This window comes from Rhizobium alarense (assembly GCF_021555155.1).
Taxonomy (GTDB): Bacteria; Pseudomonadota; Alphaproteobacteria; order Rhizobiales; family Rhizobiaceae; genus Rhizobium_D; species Rhizobium_D alarense.
Genome location: NZ_JAKGBU010000020.1, coordinates 7,629 through 29,050, shown reverse-complemented (window position 1 = coordinate 29,050; position 21,422 = coordinate 7,629). Strand labels below are relative to the sequence as shown.

Sequence of the window (21,422 nt, the reverse complement as noted above, 5' to 3'; positions counted from 1 at the left end):
GTCGGCCGCGGCACTGCGGCCGACCTCCGGCAGGGTGTCCCACTCGATCTGGGCACCCTTGAAGTCGCCGTTCTGCAGCTTGTTCTCGATGCGCGCCACGATCGCCTCGGGGCTGTCGCCCTCGACGCTGCCGACGGGACGGACGCGGATGGCGGAGGCGGCGCTCGACATCAGGCGGCTGACGATGCCCTGGTCTCCCTCCGGCTGGTGGACGGCCTCCAGGATGCCGTTCGCCACGTCGTCGAAGGCGCGCACGAGGTCGGCCCGGGACGGCACGCCCGTCGCCGCATCGGCCCGCAGGCCCTCGATCGACGGATCGTCCGGCGCGACGCTCGCGAAGGCGTCCAGTTCGGCGAGATAGGGGCCGCCGCGATCGATCGCCGTCTTGAGGGCGGATGCCGCCACCGCGCGCGCCATGGCAACGTCGCTGCGCGGTTCCTCGAGCTTTTCTTCCGCCGCCGCCAGCCGTTCGCCGAGGCGGGTCTCCGCGGCGCCGACACGTGCGGATGCCTTCTCGACCTCCGCACGGAGCGCCGCGACGTCGGCAGAGAGCGTCGAAATCGTGTTTTCCAGCGCCGAGAAGGCTTCGCCGGCCTCCGCGCCGCCCGCCGACTGCGATGCCGCGGCGACCCTCTGCTCGAGCGAACTCAGCCGCGACGTGATCGGGGCGAGGTCGACGGGCGCGGCTGCGCCGGAGGCGGATTCGTCCAGCCGCACCTTCAGGGCCTCGATCTCCGCGGAAAGCGCCGCGACGCCATCGCCCTCGCCGCGATCCGGGCCGGGGACGGGCAGGTAGCCGCCGTATTGCAGGGCACCGGCGCCGGCAAGCGCGATCAGCCCGCCGAGAATGGCGGCGGCGAACGCGCCGGCATTGCCGCCCCGTCGTTCGGCGGCCGGGTGGACCGGTCCGGCAGCTTCCGGCGTGCTGTCCGCACGGCCGGCATCGGCCGTCTCCGGCGGCGGCTCGGCGGGCGTTTCGGCTCCGGAAGGTTCCTCCGCTGCGCCCGTCTCCCCGCCCGTGCCGGACGGATCAGCGGCGTCGACGGTCTGCGTGTCGGTCTCCACGGCCTCGGTGCCGGCGATTTCGCCGGCCGCCGGTTCGACGACGGCCTCGTTGCTGGCCGAGGTCGGATTTGCCTCGAGGTCGATCGTTACCGGCGCTTCGTCCGGCTTCTTCCGGCGTGACGGCTTCTCGGGGTCCATGGCGGCCTCCTCGCATTCCTGTGCATCGCACCCAACGTAGACAGGGAGCGGGAGGAGGAAAAGCCCCCAGGTGCAAATTGCTGCGTCGCGCGCCGCACCGCCCGCCTCAGAGCAGGTCGAGCAGGCTCGCTTCGTCCGGCCGCGTCGATACGACGACGGAGCGGGCAAAGGCCTCAGGCACGGCGGCTGCCACATTGGCGCTCAGGCAGAGGAACAATGTGCGGGCGAAGCGGTCGAGATTGTCGGCGACGGCCGGCAGGGCGAAGAATTCGGCTGCCGACTCCCGGGAATAGAGGAGCACGGCGTCCGGCGGACGGCTGACGAGGAGGGGCTCGATCTCGGACCGGCGCGGCTTCGTCGCCTCCATGCGGTAGCCTTCCACCAGTCGAAGCGGCAGCCCGGCCTGTTCGAGGCGTGTTTCGAAGCCCGTGGCGCGGGGATCGCCGGCGATATAGAGGATCGGGTCGTTGGGCCGGCCGTAGGCCTCGCTGCGCTGGATGATCAGGTCCGCGAGGTCGCGGCCGTTTCCCTCGGGCGTCAGCACCGTGCGGAAGCCGGCGTCGGTCGCCGCCTTCGCGGTCGCCTTGCCGACGGCAAAGACGGTCGCGAGCAGGTGGCGGTCGAGCGCCGTGCCGAGCGAGGACAACGCCCGCACCGCCTCGGCGCTGGTGACGGCGATGGCCGAATAGCGTTCGGCGAGCGCCGCGCGGATCGCCGCGCTGTCGTGCAGGGGCTCGAAGAGCGGCAGCAGCACCGGCTCGTGACCGAGCTCGGCCAGCCGCCGCGCCGACCGCTCGGCCGATTCGTGCGGACGGAGCACGAGGACGCGCATGCTCACGACCAGGTCTCGAAGAACTGCGTGCCGGCCTTCCGGCGAATCGCCAAACCGGCCTGCGCGCCGAGCGCTGCGGCTTCGGCGATGCGGCCTTCCGTCTCGATGTCGTGATGGTGCGCGCCGTCGGGTGTCAGGATCATGCCGCGGAAGCGGATGCGCTCGCCGTCGATGACCGCATAACCGGCGATCGGCGTGCGGCAGGAGCCGTCGAGCGTGGCGAGGAAGCCGCGTTCGCAGGAGACCGCGTGCCGGGTCGGCGCGTGGTCGACGGCGGCGAGCAGATCGTCCATGCGCCGGTCGCCGATGCGGCTCTCGATACAGATCGCGCCCTGGGCGGGGGCGGGCGGGAAGGCCTCGGGATCGAGGAGCTCGGTCGGCACCGCGTCCATGCCGAGCCGTTTCAGGCCGGCGAAGGCGAGCAGCGTGGCATCCGCCTGTCCCTCCTCCAGCTTGCGCAGCCGCGTCTCGACCTGGCCGCGGAAGATCACGACCTCGAGGTCCGGCCGCAGCCGCCGGATCAGCGCCTGGCGGCGAAGCGAAGACGAGCCGACGACCGCGCCATGCGGCAGCTCGGCGAGCCTCGGCGCGGTGCGACCGATGAACGCATCCCGCACGTCCTCGCGCGGCAGAAAGGCGGAGAGATGCAGGCCTTCCGGCAGCCTGGTCGGCATGTCCTTCGAGGAATGCACGGCGAAATCGAGTTCGCCGGAGGAAAGCTGCGCCTCGATCTCCTCGGTGAACAGGCCCTTGCCGCCGACCAGCGCCAGCGAGCGGTCGGTGATGCGGTCACCCTTCGTCGACAGGACGACGATCTCGAACATATCCTCCGGCTGACCGTGCGCGGCCATCAGGCGGGCTCGCGTCTCGTGGGCCTGGGCCAGCGCGAGCGGGCTCCCCCGCGTGCCGATCCTGAAAGGTTTTGTTTGCATCCGCCCCTGTCCGTTGTTACCGGGAGTTCTCGTAAACGGCTTTGCTCCTCGCCGCAATTGACCACCGTGCCCCATGTCGCCTGAAACCATCATTCTCGGCATCGAAACGAGCTGCGACGAGACCGCCGCGGCGGTCGTCGCGCGCGATGCCGCCGGCCGCGGCCGCATCCTCGGCGACGTCGTGCTGAGCCAGCTCGAGGAGCACAGCGCCTATGGCGGCGTCGTGCCGGAGATCGCGGCGCGCGCCCATGTGGAAGCGCTGGACAGCCTCATTGCCGAAGCGCTGCTGCGCGCCGGCGTGGCGCTCAGGGACGTGGACGGCGTCGCCGCGACGAGCGGGCCGGGGCTGATCGGCGGGCTGATCGTCGGCCTGATGACCGGCAAGGCGATCGCCCGCGCGATCGGCAAGCCGCTCTATGCGGTCAACCATCTCGAAGGCCATGCGCTCACGGCGCGGCTGACGGACGGGCTTGCCTTTCCCTATCTGATGCTGCTCGTCTCGGGCGGACATACGCAGCTCGTGCTGGTGCGCGGCGTCGACGACTACGAGCGCTGGGGCACCACCATCGACGATGCGCTCGGCGAGGCCTTCGACAAGACGGCGAAGCTGCTGGGCTTGCCCTATCCGGGCGGTCCGGCCGTCGAGCGGGCGGCGGCAGGCGGCGATCCGGACCGGTTCGATTTTCCGCGGCCGCTCGTCGGCGCGGCGCGGCTCGACTTCTCCTTCTCGGGTCTCAAGACCGCGGTGCGCCAGGCGGCCCAGGCGATCGAGCCGCTGACCGACCGGGATGTCGCCGATATCTGTGCCTCGTTCCAGAAGGCCGTCGCCCGGACGCTGAAGGACCGGATCGGCCGTGGCCTCAAGCGGTTCCGGGAGAGCCATCGGCTTGTCGCCGATCCGGCCCTCGTCGTTGCCGGCGGCGTTGCCGCCAACCAGGTGCTGCGCCGGATGCTGCAGGAGCTGTGCGACGCAAACGGCTTTCGCTTCGTCGCGCCGCCGCTGGCGCTGTGCACCGACAATGCCGCGATGATCGCCTGGGCCGGGCTGGAGCGCATGGCGGGCGGCTTCGACCCGGATCCGCTCGCCGTCGCGCCGCGCTCGCGCTGGCCGCTCGACCGGCAGGCGGCCGCCCTTGTCGGCTCCGGCAAGCGGGGTGCCAAGGCATGAGCACCGCACCGAAGATCGTGGTGGTCGGGGCGGGAGCCTTCGGCACGGCACTGGCAAGCGTGATCGCGGCAAAGGGTGCCGACGTGACGCTGCTCGCCCGCCGCGCCGAGACGGTTTCGGAAATCGCGAATACGCGCCGCAACGACAGTGTGCTGCCGGGCATCGACCTTTCCGCCGATCTCAAGGTATCCACCGATCCTGCAGTGCTCGAGGGGGCCGGCATCGTGCTCTTCGCCATGCCGTCGCAGGCGCAGCGCGCGGCGGCTCAGGCACTTGCACCGCATCTTGCGGAGGACGCCTCCGTCGTGATCTGCGCCAAGGGCATGGAGAAGGCGAGCGGCCGGCTCCTGACCGACGCGCTCGAGGAGACCCTGCCGCGGCGGCGCATTTCGGTTCTCTCCGGCCCCGGCTTTGCCGCCGACATTGCGCGCGGCCTGCCGACGGCCATGGTGCTCGCCTCGCCCTCGGTCGAGGAGGCCTCCGTCATCGCGACGGCGCTTTCCGGGCCGAGCTTCCGCCTCTATCCGTCGGGTGACCGGATCGGCGTGCAGCTCGGGGGGGCGCTGAAGAACGTGCTGGCGATCGCCTGCGGCTTCGTCGAGGGAGCGGGACTTGGCGATTCGGCACGCGCGGCGCTCATCGCGCGGGGGCTGGCGGAACTGTCGCGCTTCGTTGCCGCCCACGGCGGCGAGGCGGCGACCGTCACGGGTCTTTCGGGGCTTGGCGACCTCGTGCTGACCGGCACCAGCCACCAGTCGCGCAACCTGCGCTTCGGCATCGCGCTCGGACGGGACGGCACCGCCGCCGGCTGGTCCGGCGACCTCGTGGAGGGCGCGCTCGCGGCGTCAGTCGCGGCGTCGGTCGCACGGCGCCTCGACATCGACATGCCGATCACGCAGGCGGTCGCGGCGATCATCGACGGCAGGATCGACGTGACGGCGGCGATCGGCGCGCTGATGTCGCGGCCGATCACCCAGGAATGACCGACGAGAATTTCACAGGATGGAAGGATAGACCATGACGCTTTACGCCTTTGTCTGCGCCGACAAGCCGGGCGCGTTGCAACTCCGACTCGATACGCGGCCGGAGCACGTCGCCCATCTCACGCGCCTCAACGAGGCGGGCAAGCTCGCCTTTGCCGGGCCGTTCCTCGGCGATGACGGCAAGCCGACCGGCAGCCTCGTCGTCGTGAAGGCCGAGACGATCGAGGAGGCGCGATCGATCGCCGAATCCGACCCCTATGCCAAGGCCGGGCTCTTTGCGAGCATCGAGGTGAAGGCCTGGACCTGGACCTTCAACAATCCGGAGGCTTGAGGGCGATGGCGCACTGGCTCTACAAATCCGAACCCGCCTCGTGGTCCTGGCAGCAGCAGAAGGACGCCGGCGAGACGGGCACCGAATGGACCGGCGTGCGCAATTATCTCGCGCGCAACAACATGCGGGCCATGAAGATCGGCGACAAGGGCTTCTTCTACCATTCGAATGACGGACTGGAGATCGTCGGCATCACGGAAGTTTGCGCGCTGTCGCATCCGGATTCGACCGCCGGAGAGGATCCGCGCTGGGACTGCGTCGACATCCGCGCCGTGTGCGACATGCCGAAGCCGGTCTCGCTGAAGGAGATCAAGGCCAATCCGAAACTCGCCGGCATGTCGCTTGTCACCTCCATGCGGCTCTCGGTACAGCCGGTGACGGTCGAGGAATGGCTGGAGGTCTGCCGCATGGGCGGGCTCGACAACCCGCCGACCTGACGCCGGTGAAGACGGATCCCCGGGTTTTCATCCTCGCCAACACCGACATCCTCGCGCCGCCGCATGTGCCGGAGATCCGGCTCAGGCTTGCCTCCGAGGCGCATGACCTGTGGCTGAAGACGGAGGAGGAACTGGAGGCGATCGGGCTGCCGCCGCCCTTCTGGGCCTTTGCCTGGGCGGGCGGCCAGGGGCTTGCGCGCTATGTGCTGGACCATCCCGATGCCGTGCGCGGGCGGCGGGTGCTCGATTTCGCGAGCGGTTCGGGGATGGTCGCCATCGCGGCGGCGATGGCGGGCGCCCGGACGGTGATTGCCTCGGACATCGATCCCTGGGCGGAAACGGCCATCGGGTTGAATGCCGGCCTGAACGCCGTGACGGTTGCCGTCCGTTCCGATGACGCCGTCGGGCTTGACGAGGGCTGGGACGTCGTGCTGGCCGGCGATGTCTTCTACGACAGGGCCTTTGCGGAACGCCTGATCCCCTGGCTTGCGGCGCTTGCTCGCCGCGGCGCGCTGGTTCTCGTCGGCGATCCGGGCCGCGCCTATTGCCCGACGGACCGGCTGGAAAGTCTCGCGGTCCATGCGGTTCCCGTGACGCGGGCGCTCGAAGACAGCGAGATCAAGAAGACGACCGTGTGGCGTTTCGTCGGCTAACGATCGGACGGTGCGACCGTCAGGGTCTTATGACGCAGACGCCGCCTTCCCACGAGCAGGCACGCGAACCGTTCGGCGTGATGCCGATGATCCTGGTGCCGCCACGCGACACCTCCCGCGTCCGGCGGCGATCGTCGTAGCGGCCGTCGCGGTCGTCGTAGATATAGAGATCACCGTCGCCGGTCTCGTAGGCCGAAAGCGAGCCGCCGTAGAAATCCCCGTTCCGGCGGACAGAGCGGTCCCGGTCGCCCTCATAGCGCAGACGCGAGCTGATGAAGCCGTCATTGCCCTCGAAATTCTGCAGCTTCGGGGTGCGCAACCGGGCGCGGTGATCGTCATGATCGTGCCGGCGGTGCCGCAGGTAGTAAGGCTTCCGTCCGTCGCGATCCCTTTCGGCGCGGTTGTCATCGCCGCGGTCCCCGGCGACCGCGGGCATTGCCGCCCACGGCACGACGGCGAGCATGAGCGCCGCCAGAAGAACTTTGGTCGCGGGACTCTTCGAATACGGGGCCATGACGTGCTGCCCTCCGGATGACGCTTAACATTTCCTTAAGGATCAATGTGGCGTAGAAGTGCGTAAAAGTCACGGAAATGGTTATGATTTTCCGGCCAATGGTTAACGGGCGAAAGCATGTCGGAAATGCGGCATGCGGATGGCGGGCGTATAATCGATTAAATTGATTTTGCACCGCAATGAGGCTTGTCGTACCGCGTTCCGGTGATTAAACGTCGCAATCACCACATTGCGCACAACATACTGCAATTCCGGAGAAAATTGGTCCAGTTTATGGCGCTTCCCCGGTGTGAGGCACAGATGACGAATGTCACCAAAAGTCGGCCGCTCTCGCCGCATCTGCAAATCTACAAGCCCATCCCGACCATGGTCATGTCGATCGTCCACCGCATCACCGGCGGGGCGCTCTACTTCGGCACGCTGCTCGTCGCCTGGTGGCTGATCGCAGCGGCCTCCGGCGAGGCCTATTTCGAGTGGGTGAGCTGGTTCTTCGGCACGCTGATCGGCCGGCTCATCCTGTTCGGCTATACCTGGGCGCTGGTGCATCACATGCTCGGCGGCCTGCGCCACTTCATGTGGGATACGGGCCACGGCTACGAGAAACACTTTTCGACGAAGCTCGCGATCGCCACGCCGATCGCCTCCGTCGGGCTGACGGTCCTGATCTGGATCGTCGGCTACGTGGCGCGCTGAGGGGGATGACGGACATGGACATGCGCACACCTCTCGGCAAGGTTCGCGGCCTCGGCTCGGCCAAGGACGGCACGGAGCACTTCTGGCGCCAGCGCCTGACGGCGGTCGCCAACGTGCCGCTGATGATCTTTTTCGTCGGGTTTCTCGTCGTATACAACGGTGCACCCTTCGCCGAGGTCACGGCCGCGCTGTCGAACCCGATCGTCGCGGTCCTCATGGGTCTCGTCGTCGTCTCGGCGCTCGTGCACATGAAGCTCGGCATGCAGGTCATCATCGAGGACTATGTCCACGCCGAGGGCGCCAAGATCGCGCTTCTCATGCTCAACACGTTCTTTGCGGTTCTCATCGGCGGGCTCTGTCTTTTCGCCGTCCTGAAGATCGCGTTCGCAGGATAACCCACATGGCAGCGACTTCATCACCGTCCCAGAGCGGCAAGGCCTATGAGTATGTCGACCACGCCTTCGACGTCATCGTCGTCGGCGCCGGCGGCGCGGGGCTGCGGGCGACCCTCGGCATGGCGGAACAGGGGCTGAAGACGGCCTGCATCACCAAGGTCTTCCCGACCCGCTCGCACACCGTCGCGGCACAGGGCGGCATCGCCGCCTCGCTGCAGAACATGACACCCGACTGCTGGCAGTGGCACCTCTACGACACCGTCAAGGGATCCGACTGGCTCGGCGACGTCGACGCCATGCAGTATCTCGCCATGGAAGCGCCGAAGGCGGTCTATGAGCTGGAGCATTACGGCGTGCCCTTCTCGCGCAACGAGGAAGGCAAGATCTACCAGCGCCCGTTCGGCGGCCACATGCAGAACTACGGCGAGGGGCCGCCGGTGCAGCGCACCTGCGCGGCCGCCGACCGCACCGGCCACGCGATCCTGCACACGCTCTACGGCCAGTCGCTCCGCAACAATGCGGAGTTCTTCATCGAATATTTCGCGATCGATCTCATCATGTCGGCCGACGGCCGCTGCACCGGGGTCGTTGCCTGGAACCTCGACGACGGCACGATCCACCGCTTCACGGCGAAGATGGTGGTGCTGGCAACCGGCGGCTATGGCCGCGCCTATTTCTCGGCGACCTCTGCGCATACCTGCACGGGCGACGGCGGCGGCATGATCGCGCGCGCCGGTCTGCCGCTGCAGGACATGGAATTCGTCCAGTTCCACCCGACCGGCATCTACGGCGCGGGCTGCCTCATCACCGAAGGCGCGCGCGGCGAGGGCGGCTATCTCGTCAATTCCGAGGGCGAGCGCTTCATGGAGCGTTACGCGCCTTCGGCCAAGGACCTCGCGTCCCGCGACGTCGTCTCGCGCTGCATGACGATGGAAATCCGCGACGGCCGCGGCGTCGGCAGGAACAAGGACCATATCTTCCTGCATCTCGACCATCTCGATCCCGCCGTGCTGCACGAGCGCCTGCCGGGCATCTCCGAGAGCGCCAAGATCTTCGCCGGCGTCGACGTGACGCGCGAGCCGATCCCGGTCCTGCCGACCGTGCACTACAACATGGGCGGCGTGCCGACGAACTACTGGGGCGAGGTGCTGAATGCCAGCAGCGAGAACCCGGAGCGTATCGCGCCCGGCCTGATGGCGGTCGGCGAAGCGGGGTGCGCCTCGGTGCACGGCGCCAACCGTCTCGGCTCCAACTCGCTGATCGACCTCGTGGTCTTCGGCAGAGCCGCGGCGATCCGCGCCGGCCAGGTGATCGACCGCGCCGGCGCCATTCCGGCACTGGACGTTGCCGCCTGCGACAAGATCATGGATCGTTTCGACCGCCTGCGGAACGCCAATGGCAGCACGCCGACGGCGATCCTGCGCGACAAGATGCAGCGCACCATGCAGGAAGACGCCGCCGTGTTCCGCACCCAGGAATCGCTCGAAAGCGGCTGCAGGCGCATGACGGCGATCTGGAAGGAGCTGCCGGACGTCAAGGTCACCGACCGCTCGATGATCTGGAACTCCGATCTCGTCGAGACGCTGGAACTGGAAAACCTGATGGCCAACGCCATCACCACGGTCTACGGTGCCGAGGCCCGCAAGGAGAGCCGCGGCTCGCACGCCCGCGAAGATTATGTCGATGGTCCCTTCGCCGGCCGCGACGACGTCAACTGGCGCAAGCACACGCTCGCCTGGGTGAACGAGGTCGGCGACGTCAGGCTCGACTATCGCCCGGTCCATACCGACCTCATCGCCGACGGGATCGATCCGAAGAAGATCGCGCCCAAGGCGCGCGTCTACTGATATCGAGGAGAACAGGACATGGTTGAACTCGCTCTCCCGAAAAACTCGCAGATGACCGAAGGCAAGGTCTGGCCGAAGCCGGAGGGTGCCACGAACACCCGCGAGTTGCGCATCTACCGCTGGAACCCGGACGACGGCAAGAACCCGTCGATCGACACGTTCTACATCGACGTCGACGATTGCGGCCCGATGGTGCTCGACGCGCTGCTCTACATCAAGAACAAGATCGACCCGACGCTGACGCTCCGCCGCTCCTGTCGCGAGGGCATCTGCGGTTCCTGCGCCATGAACATCGACGGCACCAACACGCTCGCCTGCACCAAGGGCATGGACGAGGTGAAGGGAACGGTGAAGGTCTATCCGCTGCCGCATATGCCGGTGGTGAAGGACTTGGTGCCGGATCTTACGAACTTCTACGCGCAGCACCGCTCGATCGAGCCCTGGCTCAAGACCGTGTCGCCGACGCCGGCCAAGGAATGGAAGCAGAGCCATGAGGACCGCCTGAAGCTCGACGGCCTCTACGAGTGCATTCTGTGCGCCTGCTGCTCGACCTCCTGTCCGAGCTACTGGTGGAACGGCGACCGCTATCTCGGTCCGGCCGTCCTGCTTCAGGCCTATCGCTGGCTGATCGACAGCCGCGACGAGGCCAAGGGCGAGCGCCTCGACAATCTCGAGGATCCCTTTCGCCTCTATCGCTGCCACACGATCATGAACTGCGCCCAGGCCTGCCCGAAGGGGCTCAATCCCGCCAAGGCGATCGGCGAGATCAAGAAGATGATGGTCGAACGCCGGCTCTGACGGATCGGCGGATCGCATCAATCGGCCGCGCGCGGGGTTCCGGGCGCGGCTTTTTGTTGCGCACGCCCGTCTCACGGTGCCGTGCACGCAGTTGATTTGCCGGCCCAGCCGGAAAGGGTAAGCTGCGCGGCAAGGATGGAGGTTCGCATGTTGCGTCATCTCGTGGAAATCACGCTGATTGGCCTGGTCATGATGCTGCATCCGGGCGTGGCCCCGGCCGCGGAGCCGCAGACCGCGCTCTTTGCCGGCGGCTGCTTCTGGTGCGTCGAGTCGGATTTCGACCGGGTACCGGGCGTGCTCGACGCGGTGTCCGGTTATGCCGGCGGCACATCGGAAAACCCGACCTACGAGGACTATTCGAAGAACGGCCACCGGGAGGTGGTGCAGATCACTTTCGATCCGGACAAGGTGACGTTCGCGGCGCTCGCCGACGTGCTTTTCCGCACGACAGACCCGACGGACGGCGGCGGCCAGTTCTGCGATCGCGGCTTTGCCTATTCGCCGGCGATCTATGCGCTCGATGCTGCCCAGAAGGCCGAAGCCGAGGCGGCGAAAGCGCGCGCCGAGGCCGAACTCGGCAAGGCGACTGCGCTCGCCATCGAGGGGAGCGCCCGGTTCTGGCCGGCGGAGGATTATCATCAGAACTTCGCCCGGCGGAATCCCATCCGCTATTTCTACTACCGGACGGCCTGCGGGCGCGACAATGCCGTCGAGGCGCTGTGGGGCGACCGCGCCTATGCGGGCGTCGACCATTGAGCGATCGCCGCTCCGAGGAAAGCGCGCTCCAAGACTTGATTTCGCCGAACGATTCACGGTAATTCGACGAAGCACGTCGCGTTGCGATTGTGCCGAGCGGAGAAACGGGAGTTCCGACATGCGGGTTCTTCATGCGGCGGGCGGTTTGATGCTGGTGCTCGCCCTGACAGGCTGCCAGCGGACGTCGATGAGCAGCTTCGACACGCAGCCGAGAGCAACACCCCTTGAGGCCCAGCCGATCGGCACGGTGCAGTCCAGCCAGCTTCCCGACCCGACGGCGGATGCGTCGCAGTTCCCGGACAAGCCCGTCGACAGCGCCGCTGTCGTTCCGGGCACGACGACCGGGGCGGCAACGGATACGGCTGCCGTCACCGCACTCGATGTCACGAAGGAATCGATGGTCGGCAATTGGCGGGTGGCGAGCGGGCCGTCCTCCTGCGACATGTTCCTGACGCTGACCAACCTCGGCAGCGGCTCGCGCGGCGGCACGCGCGGCTGCGCCGGCGAACTGACGGCCATGGGGTCCTGGGAGGTCGCCGGAAAGCAGGTCGTTCTCAAGGATCGCGACGGCAATTCGATCGCCCGCCTCTACAAGACGGCGGATACCCGCTTCGACGGATCTACGAATTCCGGACAGCCGATCAGTCTCTCGCGCTGACCTCGGCCGGCGCGGGTGATCGGGCTTCCATGAGCAAGGGCCAGGACTGGGACGAGGTCTCCGCACATCCCGAACACGGCGTGTCCGAGAAGCTGGCGGCGCTGGTCGCGGCCAGCGACCTGCATGCCGATCCCGTCCAGGCGACCATGGCCCTGCGGTTCGATCGCCTGCTCGTCGAACTCCATGCCCAGAGACCGGCCCGCAAGTCCAGCGCGCTCGGCTGGCTGTTTGCCAAGCGCAAGCCGGAGACGGCGTCGGCCCCGAAGGGGATCTACATTCATGGCGGCGTGGGGCGCGGCAAGACCATGCTGATGGACATGTTCTTCGATCTGGCGCCGCTGCGGCGCAAGCGTCGGGCGCATTTCCACGAATTCATGGCCGATGTGCACGAGCGGATCCACAAGCACCGCCAGAAGCTGAAGAACGGCGAGACGCGGCAGGCCGACCCTGTGCCGCCGGTGGCGGCCGACCTGCTGGCGGAGGCGCGCCTTCTCTGCTTCGACGAGTTCTCGGTGACCGACATTGCCGACGCGATGATCCTGTCGCGGCTGTTCGGCGCGCTTTTCGCGCATGGCTGCATCCTTGTGGCGACATCCAATGTCGAGCCCGGCAACCTCTACAGGGACGGGCTGAACCGCAGCCTCTTCCTGCCCTTCGTCGACCTCCTCAAGCGCCATGTCGAGATCCTGCCGCTCGATTCACCGACCGACTACCGGCTGGAGAAGGAGGCGGGCCTGCCGGTGTTCCGTCATCCGCTCGGACCGGACGCGGATATGGCGATGGAAAGCGCGTGGCGGCATGAGACGCGCGGCGCCGCGGCCGCCCCGGCCGAGATTGCGATGAAGGGGCGCCGCATTCCGGTGCCGCTCGCCGCCGGACGGGTCGCGCGGTTCTCGTTCCGGGATCTCTGCGAGCAGCCGCTGGGTGCTGCCGACTACCTGGCGATCCTCGCGCGCTACGACACGATCTTCCTCGAGCACGTCCCGTTGCTCGGACCCGACAAGCGCAACGAGACGAAGCGGTTCATCAACCTGGTCGATACGATCTACGACCACGGCGCGCGTCTCTTTGCCTCCGCGGCCGCTCCGCCGGACATGCTTCTCGTCCAGAGGAAGGGTACGGAAGGCTTCGAGTTCGACCGCACCGTGTCGCGGCTCATCGAGATCCGGAGCCAGGACTACCTCAGCGACTTTCAGCGCAGGCATCGCGCGGCATGACATCGGCGTGACATCGGCGTGACAAAATTTCTTACGTTTACGTAAGAAATTTATGATCTAACCGATTGAAATATCTCAATCCAAAAGAATAGGTTGAATTTTCAAGCGATGAGGGCTAAGCCCTTGCGCCGAAAGGTCGCGCTTTTGCGACGCGGCCTTCGGATTTTGACCGCGAAAAGGGAAGCACTTTATGGCCCGCAAGAAGATCGCACTTATTGGTTCCGGAATGATCGGTGGCACGCTGGCGCATCTGGCCGGCCTGAAGGAACTGGGCGACATCGTCCTTTTCGACATTGCCGACGGCATTCCGCAGGGCAAGGGCCTCGACATCGCCCAGTCCTCGCCGGTCGAGGGCTTCAACGCCTCGCTCACCGGGGCGAGCGACTACGCGGCAATCGAAGGCGCCGATGTCTGCATCGTGACGGCCGGCGTCGCCCGCAAGCCGGGCATGAGCCGCGACGATCTTCTCGGCATCAACCTCAAGGTGATGGAGCAGGTCGGCGCCGGCATCAAGAAATATGCCCCGAACGCCTTCGTCATCTGCATCACCAATCCGCTCGACGCGATGGTCTGGGCACTGCAGAAGTTCTCGGGCCTGCCGAAGAACATGGTGGTCGGCATGGCCGGCGTTCTCGACTCGTCCCGCTTCCGCCTTTTCCTCTCCGAAGAATTCAAGGTTTCGGTCCAGGACGTCACCGCCTTCGTTCTCGGCGGCCATGGCGACACGATGGTGCCGCTCGCCCGCTACTCGACCGTCGCCGGCATTCCGCTGACCGACCTCGTCAAGATGGGCTGGTGCACGAAGGAGCGCCTCGAAGAGATCATCCAGCGCACCCGTGACGGCGGCGCGGAGATCGTCGGCCTGCTCAAGACCGGCTCGGCCTACTACGCCCCGGCTGCCTCCGCCATCGAGATGGCCGAGTCCTATCTCAAGGACAAGAAGCGCGTATTGCCCTGCGCGGCGCATCTGTCGGGCCAGTACGGCGTCAAGGACATGTATGTCGGCGTGCCGACCGTCATCGGTGCCGGCGGCGTCGAGCGCATCATCGAGATCGACCTCAACAAGCCGGAGCAGGAAGCCTTCGAGAAGTCCGTCGGCGCCGTTGCCGGACTTTGCGAAGCCTGCATCAACATCGCGCCCGCGCTGAAATAAATCCCGGCATCAGGACAGGATTTCTCCCATGAACATTCATGAATACCAGGCCAAAGCTCTGCTCAAGAGCTTCGGCGCGCCGGTCGCGGAAGGCGTGGCGATCTTCTCCGCCGACGAAGCCGAGGCCGCCGCCAAGCAGCTCCCGGGTCCGCTCTACGTGGTCAAGAGCCAGATCCATGCCGGTGGCCGCGGCAAGGGCAAGTTCAAGGAACTGCCGCCCGAAGCCAAGGGCGGCGTGCGTCTTGCCTTCTCGATCGACGAAGCGAAGGCCTATGCCAGAGAAATGCTCGGCAACACGCTCGTCACCAAGCAGACGGGTCCGGCCGGCAAGCAGGTGAACCGCCTCTATATCGAGGACGGTGCCGACATCGACCGCGAACTCTATCTCTCGATCCTCGTCGACCGCGCTGTCGGCCAGGTGTCCTTCGTGGTTTCCACCGAAGGCGGCATGGACATCGAGACCGTCGCGCATGACACGCCGGAAAAGATCATCAACGTCGCGATCGATCCGGAAGCCGGCGTCACCGCCGCGAACCTTGCGGAACTGACCGCTGCGCTGAAGCTCGACGGCGAGGCCAAGGCGGACGCGGAAAAGCTCTTCCCGATCCTCTACAAGGCCTTCGTCGAGAAGGACATGAGCCTGCTCGAGGTCAACCCGCTGATCGTCATGAAGAACGGCCGCATGCGCGTTCTCGACGCGAAGATGTCGTTCGACGGCAACGCGCTGTTCCGCCACGAGGACGTCGTCGCGTTGCGCGACACGACCGAGGAGGACGAGAAGGAAATCGAGGCCTCCAAATACGACCTCGCCTATGTCGCCCTCGATGGCAACATCGGCTGCATGGTCAACGGCGCCGGTCTCGCCATGGCGACCATGGACATCATCAAGCTCTACGGGGCCGAGCCTGCCAACTTCCTCGACGTCGGCGGCGGCGCATCCAAGGAGAAGGTGACGGCTGCCTTCAAGATCATCACGGCAGACCCGGCGGTGAAGGGCATTCTCGTCAACATCTTCGGCGGCATCATGAAGTGCGACGTCATCGCCGAAGGCGTGATCGCAGCCGTCAAGGAAGTCGGCCTCCAGGTGCCGCTCGTCGTGCGCCTCGAAGGCACCAATGTCGAACTCGGCAAGAAGATCATCAACGAATCGGGCCTCAACGTCATCTCTGCCGATGACCTGGACGATGCCGCCCAGAAGATCGTCGCAGCGGTGAAGGGAGCCTGAGACCGATGTCCATCCTCGTCAACAAAGACACCAAGGTCCTCGTCCAGGGCCTGACCGGCAAGACCGGCACCTTCCACACCGAGCAGGCGCTCGCCTATCACGGCACCAAGATGGTCGGCGGCATCCACCCGTCGAAGGGCGGCACGAACTGGACCGGCGCCAAGGGCGAAACCCTGCCGATCTTCGCGACTGTCGCCGAAGGCAGGGACGCCACCGGCGCGAACGCCTCGGTCATCTACGTGCCGCCGGCCGGTGCCGCAGCCGCGATCATCGAAGCGATCGAAGCCGAAATCCCGCTCATCGTCTGCATCACGGAAGGCATTCCGGTCGCCGACATGGTGAAGGTGAAGGCGAAGCTCGACGCGTCAAAATCGCGCCTCATCGGCCCGAACTGCCCGGGCGTCCTGACGCCGAACGAATGCAAGATCGGCATCATGCCGGGCAATATCTTCAAGAAGGGTTCGGTCGGGGTTCTTTCGCGCTCCGGAACCCTTACTTACGAGGCGGTGTTCCAGACGTCGAACGAAGGCCTCGGCCAGACGACGGCAGTCGGCATCGGCGGCGACCCGGTCAAGGGCACCGAATTCATCGACATCCTCGAGATGTTCCTCGCCGACGACGAGACGAAGTCGATCATCATGATCGGCGAGATCGGCGGTTCGGCGGAGGAGGACGCGGCGCAGTTCCTCAAGGACGAGGCCAAGCGCGGCCGGAGCAAGCCGATGGTCGGTTTCATCGCCGGCCGCACCGCGCCTCCCGGCCGCACGATGGGCCATGCCGGTGCCGTCATTTCCGGCGGCAAGGGTGGCGCCGAGGACAAGATCGCGGCGATGGAATCGGCGGGCATCCGCGTTTCGCCGTCGCCGGCACGGCTCGGCAAGACGCTGGTCGAGGTCCTGAAGGGCTGAGACCCAATCGACGGGGATCGGCCGGCGTCGACGCCGGCCGATCCGTCTCTTCCCTGCGGTCGCGCGGTCAGGTGTGCGCAGGGCGGCAAACCGGGCTCGGCCCGGTCAACACAATCGTACGGGAGGCGGGCGCGGCGCCCGCATGACACCATGGCACGGCAAGACGCCAACGAGCAATTTCTGGTCACGTCCTTCCTGGACGGTGCCAATGCAGCCTATATCGAACAGCTCTACGCCCGGTATGAGGAAAATCCCGGCTCGGTCGGCGCGGAGTGGCAGGCCTTCTTCAAGGCGCTGGAGGATCAGCCCTCCGACATCCTGAAGGCCGCCAAGGGCGCTTCGTGGAAGAAGCCCAACTGGCCGATCGCCGCCAACGGCGAGCTGGTCTCGGCGCTCGACGGAGACTGGGGCAGCGTCGAGCAGGTGATCGAGAAGAAGGTGAAGGCCAAGGCCGAGGCGGCTGCGGTCGAGACGGGCAAGCCGGTCAGCGTCGCGGACGTTACCCAGGCGACCCGCGATTCCGTCCGCGCCATCATGATGATCCGCGCCTACCGCGCCCGCGGCCACCTGCATGCCAAGCTCGACCCGCTCGGCATCGCCGCGCCGGTCGAGGACTATCACGAGCTTTCGCCGTCGAACTACGGCTTCACCGATGCCGATCTCGACCGCAAGATCTTCATCGACAACGTGCTCGGCCTCGAATACGCGACGATCCGCGAGATGGTCGAAATCCTTGAACGCACCTATTGTTCGACGATCGGCGTCGAGTTCATGCATATCTCCAACCCGGAAGAAAAGGGCTGGATCCAGGAGCGCATCGAGGGTCCGGACAAGGGCATCGAATTCACGCCCGAGGGCAAGAAAGCGATCCTGCACAAGCTCATCGAGTCGGAAGGCTTCGAGCAGTTCATCGACGTCAAGTACAAGGGCACCAAGCGTTTCGGCCTCGACGGCGGCGAGGCGCTCATTCCGGCGCTCGAGCAGATCGTCAAGCGCGGCGGCCAGATGGGCCTCAAGGAGATCGTGCTCGGCATGGCGCATCGCGGCCGCCTCAACGTGCTGACCAACGTCATGGCGAAGCCGCATCGCGCCGTCTTCCACGAGTTCAAGGGCGGGTCCTATGCGCCGGACGATGTGGAAGGCTCGGGCGACGTGAAGTACCACCTCGGCGCCTCCTCGGACCGCGAGTTCGACGGCAACAAGGTGCACCTGTCGCTGACGGCGAACCCGTCGCATCTCGAGATCGTCAACCCGGTCGTCATGGGCAAGGCACGCGCCAAGCAGGACCAGATCGCGACCGTCATGGAAGGCGACATCGTGCCGCTGCGCGAGCGCGCCAAGGTCATGCCGCTCCTGCTGCATGGCGACGCGGCCTTTGCCGGCCAGGGCGTGGTCGCCGAGATCCTCGGCCTGTCCGGCCTGCGCGGCCATCGCGTCGCCGGCACCGTGCATTTCATCATCAACAACCAGATCGGCTTCACGACGAACCCGGCCTTCTCGCGCTCCTCGCCCTATCCGTCGGATGTGGCGAAGATGATCGAGGCGCCGATCTTCCACGTGAACGGCGACGATCCGGAGGCGGTCGTCTATGCCGCGAAGGTCGCGACCGAGTTCCGGATGACCTTCCACAAGCCGGTCGTCATCGACATGTTCTGCTACCGCCGCTTCGGCCATAACGAAGGCGACGAGCCGGCCTTCACCCAGCCGAAGATGTACAAGGTCATCCGCGCGCACAAGCCGGTCGTGCAGCTCTACGGCGAGCGCCTGATCGCGGAGGGCCTGATCAGCGAAGGCGAATTCGAGAAGATGAAAGCCGACTGGCGCGCCAATCTCGAGCAGGAGTTCGAGGCCGGCCAGTCCTACAGGCCGAACAAGGCCGACTGGCTCGACGGCGTATGGTCCGGCCTGCGCACGGCCGACAACCAGGACGAACAGCGCCGCGGCAAGACCTCGGTGCCGATGAAGCAGTTGAAGGAGATCGGCCGCAAGCTCTCCACCATTCCGGAAGGCTTCAAGGCGCATCGCACCATCCAGCGCTTCATGGACAACCGTGCGCAGATGATCGAGACCGGCGAGGGCATCGACTGGGCGATGGGCGAGGCGCTCGCCTTCGGCACGCTCTGTGCGGAAGGCACCAAGATCCGCCTGTCGGGTCAGGACTGCGAACGGGGCACCTTCTCGCAGCGCCATTCGGTGCTCTACGACCAGGAGACCGAAGACCGCTACATCCCGCTTGCCAATCTCTCGCCGACGCAGGGCCGCTACGAGGTCATCAACTCGATGCTCTCGGAAGAGGCGGTGCTCGGCTTCGAATACGGCTATTCGCTGGCGCGCCCGAACGCGCTGACGCTCTGGGAAGCCCAGTTCGGCGACTTCGCCAACGGCGCGCAGGTGATCTTCGACCAGTTCATCTCGTCGGGCGAGCGCAAGTGGCTGCGCATGTCGGGCCTCGTCTGCCTGCTGCCGCACGGCTATGAGGGGCAAGGACCGGAGCATTCCTCGGCCCGCCTCGAGCGCTGGCTGCAGATGTGCGCCGAGGACAACATGCAGGTCGCCAATGTCACCACGCCGGCGAACTACTTCCACATCCTGCGCCGCCAGGTGAAGCGCGACTTCCGCAAGCCGCTCATCATGATGACGCCGAAGTCCCTGCTGCGCCACAAGAAGGCGGTTTCGTCGCTCTCGGAAATGGCCGGCGAAAGCTCCTTCCACCGGCTGCTCTGGGACGATGCCGAGGTCATCAAGGACGGGCCGATCAAGCTCCAGAAGGATGGCAAGATCCGCCGCGTCGTCATGTGCACGGGCAAGGTCTATTACGACCTGCTCGAAGAGCGCGAGAAGCGCGGCATCGACGACGTCTACCTGCTGCGCCTGGAACAGCTCTATCCGTTCCCGGCCAAGGCGCTGATCAACGAACTCTCGCGCTTCCGCAACGCCGAGATGGTCTGGTGCCAGGAAGAGCCGAAGAACATGGGCGCCTGGGCCTTCATCGATCCCTATCTCGAGTGGGTGCTTGCCCATATCGACGCCAAGTACCAGCGGGTGCGCTACACCGGCCGTCCGGCCGCCGCCTCGCCGGCAACGGGACTCATGTCGAAACACCTGGCGCAGCTTGCCGCCTTCCTCGAAGACGCGCTGGGCGGCTGAGCCGCCCGGCATCCGATTTCGCGCGATCCCGGATGGAAAGCCGCAGCACCTTTCCCCGGGATTGCTCCAGCAACCGCGACTAAGACATCACGAACGGAACACACTCATGGCAACCGAAATCCGCGTCCCCACTCTGGGCGAATCCGTCAGCGAAGCGACCGTCGGCACCTGGTTCAAGAAGGTCGGCGACACCGTCAAGGCCGACGAGCCGATCGTGGAGCTCGAAACCGACAAGGTCACGGTCGAAGTGCCGGCGCCGGCCTCGGGCGTGCTCAGCGAAATTCTCGCGGCGAACGGCGAGACCGTCGGCCTCGGTGCGCTGCTCGGCCAGATCGCGGAAGGTGTTTCCGCCGGTGCGGCTGCAGAGAAAGCCGCGGAGCCCGCTCCGGCGGCAGCGGCGGTTCCGGCCGCCGCGCCTGCTTCCCCCGCGTCCGCCATGCCCGCCGCTCCGGCCGCCGCCAAGATGCTCGCCGAGAACAACCTCTCCGCCGAGCAGGTGGACGGGTCGGGCAAGCGCGGCCAGGTGCTGAAGGGCGACGTGATCGCCGCCGTCGCCAGGGGCGTCTCCACGCCGGCCGCCTCCGCCGAGCCGGTGAAGGTCGCGGCGCGCGTGCCGTCGTCGGAGGCGGACGCGCCGCGCGAGGAGCGCGTGAAGATGACGCGGCTGCGCCAGACGATCGCCAAGCGCCTCAAGGACGCGCAGAACACCGCCGCCATGCTCACCACCTACAACGAGGTGGACATGTCGGCCGTCATGGACCTGCGCGGCCGCTACAAGGACCTCTTCGAGAAGAAGCACGGCGTGAAACTCGGCTTCATGGGCTTCTTCACCAAGGCGGTGACCCACGCGCTGAAGGAGTTGCCGGCGGTCAATGCCGAGATCGACGGCACGGACATCATCTACAAGAACTACTGCCACATCGGCGTTGCCGTCGGCACCGACAAGGGTCTTGTCGTCCCGGTCGTGCGCGATGCCGACCAGATGTCGATCGCCGAGATCGAGAAGGACATCGGCCGCCTCGGCAAGCTCGCCCGTGACGGCGCGCTGTCCATGGCCGACATGCAGGGCGGTACCTTCACCATCTCGAACGGCGGCGTCTACGGCTCGCTGATGTCCTCGCCGATCCTCAACGCCCCGCAGTCCGGCATCCTCGGCATGCACAAGATCCAGGAGCGCCCGGTGGTCGTCGGCGGCCAGATCGTTATCCGTCCGATGATGTATCTGGCGCTCTCCTATGACCACCGCATGGTCGACGGCAAGGAAGCGGTCACCTTCCTCGTGCGCGTCAAGGAGAGCCTGGAAGATCCGGAACGCCTCGTTCTCGACCTCTGAGGCAGCGATCATGGATGCGGCAGCACTGGCATCGTCGCCTTTCATCGCGCTTCTCGCGGGAAGCGTGGCGCTGCTGCTCATCCATGTCATGCTGCAGGGCATGCTCGCCGTGCAGGAACTGGGGCTGGCGTGGAACACCAGCCCGCGGGACGCGCACCTGCAGCCGTCCGGCACGCTTGCCGGGCGGGCGGCGCGCGCATCCGCGAACTTCCGCGAGACCTACCCGGCCTTTGTCGGGC

Annotated in this window: 22 protein-coding genes; 18 read left to right on the top strand and 4 right to left on the bottom strand. The window is 66.4% G+C overall.

Annotated elements, in window-relative coordinates; all coding sequences use genetic code 11:
* The 3 genes from LXM94_RS08540 to hemC all read right to left on the bottom strand — a co-directional run.
* Nucleotides 1-1,203 (bottom strand): COG4223 family protein (locus tag LXM94_RS08540; protein ID WP_235770755.1); only part of this gene is annotated, 1,203 nt, incomplete at its 3' end.
* A gap of 106 nt (nt 1,204-1,309) precedes the next feature.
* On the bottom strand, nt 1,310-2,035 hold the full coding sequence (locus LXM94_RS08535; RefSeq protein WP_235770801.1) for a uroporphyrinogen-III synthase: 726 nt from the start codon (nt 2,033-2,035) through the stop codon (nt 1,310-1,312).
* A 2-nt stretch (nt 2,036-2,037) separates the two neighbouring features.
* Nucleotides 2,038-2,967 carry a hydroxymethylbilane synthase gene (gene hemC / locus LXM94_RS08530; protein WP_235770754.1) on the bottom strand — a complete coding sequence of 310 codons (930 nt, stop codon included), beginning with the start codon at nt 2,965-2,967 and terminating at the stop codon, nt 2,038-2,040.
* Nucleotides 2,968-3,040: 73 nt separating this feature from the next.
* On the opposite strand from hemC, the gene tsaD reads away from it, so the two are divergent.
* Genes tsaD through LXM94_RS08505 form a run of 5 tightly spaced genes read left to right on the top strand, consistent with a single transcriptional unit; the run spans nt 3,041 to nt 6,539 of the window.
* Nucleotides 3,041-4,135 (top strand): tRNA (adenosine(37)-N6)-threonylcarbamoyltransferase complex transferase subunit TsaD, encoded by a 1,095-nt coding sequence (gene tsaD, locus LXM94_RS08525; RefSeq protein WP_235770753.1) that lies wholly within the window; start codon nt 3,041-3,043, stop codon nt 4,133-4,135.
* Nucleotides 4,132-5,118 carry an NAD(P)H-dependent glycerol-3-phosphate dehydrogenase gene (locus LXM94_RS08520; RefSeq protein WP_235770752.1) on the top strand — a complete coding sequence of 329 codons (987 nt, stop codon included), beginning with the start codon at nt 4,132-4,134 and terminating at the stop codon, nt 5,116-5,118. Before tsaD ends, LXM94_RS08520 begins: the two co-directional genes overlap by 4 nt.
* A 34-nt stretch (nt 5,119-5,152) precedes the next feature.
* Nucleotides 5,153-5,449 (top strand): YciI-like protein, encoded by a 297-nt coding sequence (locus LXM94_RS08515; RefSeq protein WP_235770751.1) that lies wholly within the window; start codon nt 5,153-5,155, stop codon nt 5,447-5,449.
* A 5-nt stretch (nt 5,450-5,454) separates the two neighbouring features.
* Nucleotides 5,455-5,886 carry an EVE domain-containing protein gene (locus tag LXM94_RS08510; RefSeq protein WP_235770749.1) on the top strand — a complete coding sequence of 144 codons (432 nt, stop codon included), beginning with the start codon at nt 5,455-5,457 and terminating at the stop codon, nt 5,884-5,886.
* Nucleotides 5,887-5,891: 5 nt separating this feature from the next.
* Nucleotides 5,892-6,539, top strand: coding sequence for a class I SAM-dependent methyltransferase (locus LXM94_RS08505; protein WP_235770747.1), 648 nt, complete (start codon nt 5,892-5,894; stop codon nt 6,537-6,539).
* 19 nt (nt 6,540-6,558) lie between these two features.
* On the opposite strand, the gene LXM94_RS08500 is transcribed toward LXM94_RS08505, so the two are convergent.
* Nucleotides 6,559-7,053 (bottom strand): hypothetical protein, encoded by a 495-nt coding sequence (locus LXM94_RS08500; RefSeq protein WP_235770746.1) that lies wholly within the window; start codon nt 7,051-7,053, stop codon nt 6,559-6,561.
* A 300-nt stretch (nt 7,054-7,353) separates the two neighbouring features.
* On the opposite strand from LXM94_RS08500, the gene sdhC reads away from it, so the two are divergent.
* The 13 genes from sdhC to LXM94_RS08435 form a co-directional block, all read left to right on the top strand.
* Entirely contained in the window at nt 7,354-7,746 is a 393-nt protein-coding gene (sdhC, locus tag LXM94_RS08495; RefSeq protein WP_235770745.1) for a succinate dehydrogenase, cytochrome b556 subunit, read from the top strand.
* Nucleotides 7,747-7,760: 14 nt separating this feature from the next.
* Nucleotides 7,761-8,141 (top strand): succinate dehydrogenase, hydrophobic membrane anchor protein, encoded by a 381-nt coding sequence (sdhD, locus tag LXM94_RS08490; protein ID WP_235770744.1) that lies wholly within the window; start codon nt 7,761-7,763, stop codon nt 8,139-8,141.
* Between the two features lie 5 nt (nt 8,142-8,146).
* The gene (gene sdhA / locus LXM94_RS08485) at nt 8,147-9,988 is read left to right on the top strand and encodes a succinate dehydrogenase flavoprotein subunit (protein ID WP_235770743.1); all 1,842 of its coding nucleotides are present in this window, start codon (nt 8,147-8,149) and stop codon (nt 9,986-9,988) included.
* 18 nt (nt 9,989-10,006) lie between these two features.
* Nucleotides 10,007-10,786 carry a succinate dehydrogenase iron-sulfur subunit gene (locus tag LXM94_RS08480; protein ID WP_235770742.1) on the top strand — a complete coding sequence of 260 codons (780 nt, stop codon included), beginning with the start codon at nt 10,007-10,009 and terminating at the stop codon, nt 10,784-10,786.
* Between the two features lie 189 nt (nt 10,787-10,975).
* On the top strand, nt 10,976-11,542 hold the full coding sequence (msrA, locus tag LXM94_RS08475) for a peptide-methionine (S)-S-oxide reductase MsrA (RefSeq protein ID WP_408015607.1): 567 nt from the start codon (nt 10,976-10,978) through the stop codon (nt 11,540-11,542).
* 118 nt (nt 11,543-11,660) lie between these two features.
* Entirely contained in the window at nt 11,661-12,200 is a 540-nt protein-coding gene (locus LXM94_RS08470) for a protease inhibitor Inh/omp19 family protein (protein ID WP_235770740.1), read from the top strand.
* A 29-nt stretch (nt 12,201-12,229) separates the two neighbouring features.
* Nucleotides 12,230-13,417: a cell division protein ZapE gene (gene zapE, locus LXM94_RS08465; RefSeq protein WP_235770739.1), complete on the top strand. Its 1,188-nt coding sequence runs from the start codon at nt 12,230-12,232 to the stop codon at nt 13,415-13,417.
* A gap of 190 nt (nt 13,418-13,607) precedes the next feature.
* Nucleotides 13,608-14,570, top strand: a complete 963-nt coding sequence (gene mdh / locus LXM94_RS08460) for a malate dehydrogenase (protein ID WP_235770738.1) — start codon at nt 13,608-13,610, stop codon at nt 14,568-14,570.
* A gap of 28 nt (nt 14,571-14,598) precedes the next feature.
* A complete protein-coding gene (gene sucC / locus LXM94_RS08455) occupies nt 14,599-15,795 on the top strand; it encodes an ADP-forming succinate--CoA ligase subunit beta (protein WP_235770736.1) in 1,197 nt (398 codons plus the stop codon).
* Nucleotides 15,796-15,800: 5 nt separating this feature from the next.
* Nucleotides 15,801-16,703, top strand: a complete 903-nt coding sequence (gene sucD / locus LXM94_RS08450) for a succinate--CoA ligase subunit alpha (RefSeq protein ID WP_235770734.1) — start codon at nt 15,801-15,803, stop codon at nt 16,701-16,703.
* A 150-nt stretch (nt 16,704-16,853) separates the two neighbouring features.
* The gene (locus LXM94_RS08445; protein ID WP_235770733.1) at nt 16,854-19,850 is read left to right on the top strand and encodes a 2-oxoglutarate dehydrogenase E1 component; all 2,997 of its coding nucleotides are present in this window, start codon (nt 16,854-16,856) and stop codon (nt 19,848-19,850) included.
* A gap of 106 nt (nt 19,851-19,956) precedes the next feature.
* A complete protein-coding gene (gene odhB / locus LXM94_RS08440) occupies nt 19,957-21,183 on the top strand; it encodes a 2-oxoglutarate dehydrogenase complex dihydrolipoyllysine-residue succinyltransferase (protein ID WP_235770732.1) in 1,227 nt (408 codons plus the stop codon).
* Nucleotides 21,184-21,193: 10 nt separating this feature from the next.
* Nucleotides 21,194-21,422 (top strand): MAPEG family protein (locus LXM94_RS08435; RefSeq protein ID WP_408015604.1); only part of this gene is annotated, 229 nt, incomplete at its 3' end.